The organism is Mesorhizobium sp. M7A.F.Ca.ET.027.02.1.1, assembly GCF_004022985.1.
In the GTDB taxonomy this organism is placed as follows: domain Bacteria; phylum Pseudomonadota; class Alphaproteobacteria; order Rhizobiales; family Rhizobiaceae; genus Mesorhizobium.
On sequence record NZ_RZOL01000630.1, the window covers coordinates 1 to 2,285 of the forward strand.

Below are 2,285 nucleotides of genomic sequence, written 5' to 3' on the forward strand. Positions count from 1 at the left end.
CTTCGGCCTCATGCTGACAACCAGCCGTGCCGTCCCGATGACGGTCGGCGCATCGTTTTTTTTCGCCGCAAGCGGCGGCGGCGTAAAATGGGGAACCGCTTCCGCGGTCATGATGCTGGGCGCCTTGCCGCCGGCCTTGCTGGGTCTTGTGATGTATCGGCAGATATCAGGATCCATGACCGCTGGAGCGGTCAAAGGCTAAAGCAAGACGAAGTTCGTCGTTCTGACTAGTTGGGCAACCCTATCCGACAGGGCGAGCGCACTTGTCAGGCCAGGTGACTCGATTCCGAAAAGACTGATCAGCCGTCCGGACTGATCTGCCAGAATGTCGAAATCGCCGAACTGCAACCCGTTCGTTTTAGGCCGCAGCCCGCAATAGCTCGGCTCCAGTTCCCCGTCCCTCAGCCCCGGCCAATAGCGTCGGATGGCCGCGTAAAATGGTGTGGCCCGAGTTGCGTCGACCGCGTAGCCGACCTCATCGACGGGCTCGACGTCCGGCCCGAAACGAACCGATCCGGCCATATCCAGCGTCAGGTGAACTCCGAGGCCGCCTGGTTCCGGAACCGGATAAACAAGATGGTTGAAGGACGGGCGGCGTCCAAGCGCAAAGTAATTGCCTTTGACGTAGGTGACATCTGGGATTTTGCCGCCATGCCCGCCCGCAAGGCTCCGGGCAACCAGATGGGCTAACAATCCGGCCGCATTGATGACCAGATTTGCGGCGATCCTATAGCCTTCCATATCGCCGCCAAACTGGAGCTCGCAGCCCGTTTCGGCGACGCTGCCGCCGAGAACCGGCGCGCGAAACGCAAAGGTGGCACCGGCATTCTCGGCATCGCCCTGTAGCCCCAGCATCAGCGCGCGGCTGTCGACGATCCCCGTGCTTGGGGACAAAAGCGCGCCGGCAACGTCCAGTTCAGGTTCAAGCCGTTCCACATCCGCGCGGCTGAGCATCTCCAGGTCCGCAACACCATTGTCCGCAGCCTTGGTCCGGATCCCCTCCAGAATCGGCAACTCCGCGTCGCTGGCGGCGACGATCAGCTTGCCGATGCGTTTGTGCGGAATCCCGCGCGCTTTGCAATAGCGGTAAAGCGCGTTCTTTCCTTCGACGCATAGCTGCGCTTTCAGGCTGCCCTTCGGATAGTAGATGCCGGCATGAATGACCTCGCTGTTGCGGCTCGACGTGCCCAGCCCTGGGCTGTCCTCGGCCTCCACGACAAGAACTTCGCGTCCCTCGAGCGCCAGCCGCCGCGCAATCGCCAGGCCGACGACGCCGGCGCCGATGACGATGCAATCGACTTTCTCGTCGGGGACCCCCATCGTCATTCGCCAGCCCCTGGGGCACAATGCAGGACGTGCAAGCAGGCCTCACCAGAATTCCGGCCCGCCGAAAGCACCACAAGCATGACATGTCACTCCATCGGCCGTTTCTGTCCGAGCGTGCAACGAAATAAGCACCGCGATTGCGGCAAATACCATAATGTTGGTGATCGACGAAGCGCATAGAGCTCCGGCTTGACGCCATAGCGCAGTGCGCTCCAGGCGACCGATGGCATGGTAGGCGTGGCGCCGGGTAGAACGAGATATTCGGGCCATTGAGCGACAGCACGAAGGCTACGATCAGGCTGCCAAATAAGCCCGACCATGCAGGAATGCGTCATCGCCATCGATTATCGAGGCACGCCGAGGAAGGCCGCTGCACGCCTTTCCTGGAGGTGCGCTACAGAAACTATCCCCGGCCCAGGATCATCTCCGCTGCCCGCTGCCCGATCATCATGCTGGGGGCATTGGTGTTGCCGCCGATCAGCTTCGGCATCACGGACGCATCCGCGACCCGCAAGCCACCGATGCCGCGCACCTTGAGCGTTGCCGGGTCGACGACGGCCATCGCGTCGGTCCCCATCTTGCACGTCCCCACCGGATGATAGACGGTGAGCGCTTCGGCACGCAGATAGGCGAGGATCTCGTCATCGCTGCGAACATCCTTGCCCGGCAGCATCTCCGTCCCCCTGATCGGGTCGAACTCGGATGCGGCAAAGATTTGACGCGCGATCTTGATGCCTTCGACCAACACCCTGGCGTCCTCGTCGCTCGAGAAGAAGCGATGATCGATCAGCACATCCCGGTTCGATGCCTGGCCTGACAGTTTGAGTTCGCCGACGCTTTTGGGCCTGAGCACGCAGGTGTGGATTGCGTAGCCATGGCCGTACTCCACCAGCCTGCCGCGATGGCTGCGATAGCCGGGCACGAAGTGGAACTGGATGTCGGGAATGCCGTTCGTATAC

The 2,285-nt window shown here is 61.8% G+C and carries 2 protein-coding genes and 1 pseudogene; 1 reads left to right on the forward strand and 2 read right to left on the reverse strand.

Going from position 1 to position 2,285, the window contains the following annotated elements; all coding sequences use genetic code 11:
- A pseudogene (locus EN749_RS38355) lies at positions 1-202 on the forward strand (carbohydrate ABC transporter permease); the annotation flags it as partial.
- Here the strand turns inward: EN749_RS38355 and EN749_RS34395 are convergent.
- Both EN749_RS34395 and EN749_RS34400 read right to left on the reverse strand, forming a co-directional pair.
- The gene (locus EN749_RS34395) at positions 199-1,326 is read right to left on the reverse strand and encodes an NAD(P)/FAD-dependent oxidoreductase (protein WP_245486663.1); all 1,128 of its coding nucleotides are present in this window, start codon (positions 1,324-1,326) and stop codon (positions 199-201) included. The pseudogene EN749_RS38355 and the gene EN749_RS34395 sit on opposite strands and share 4 nt — an antisense overlap.
- 403 nt (positions 1,327-1,729) lie before the next feature.
- Positions 1,730-2,285: GMC oxidoreductase (locus EN749_RS34400; protein WP_245491565.1), on the reverse strand; the 556-nt coding region annotated here is incomplete at its 5' end.

Excerpts from the sequence above, each read along its gene's own strand:
- EN749_RS34395 (WP_245486663.1), bottom strand. The coding sequence starts at position 1,326 with ATGACGATGGGGGTCCCCGACGAGAAAGTCGATTGCATCGTCATCGGC.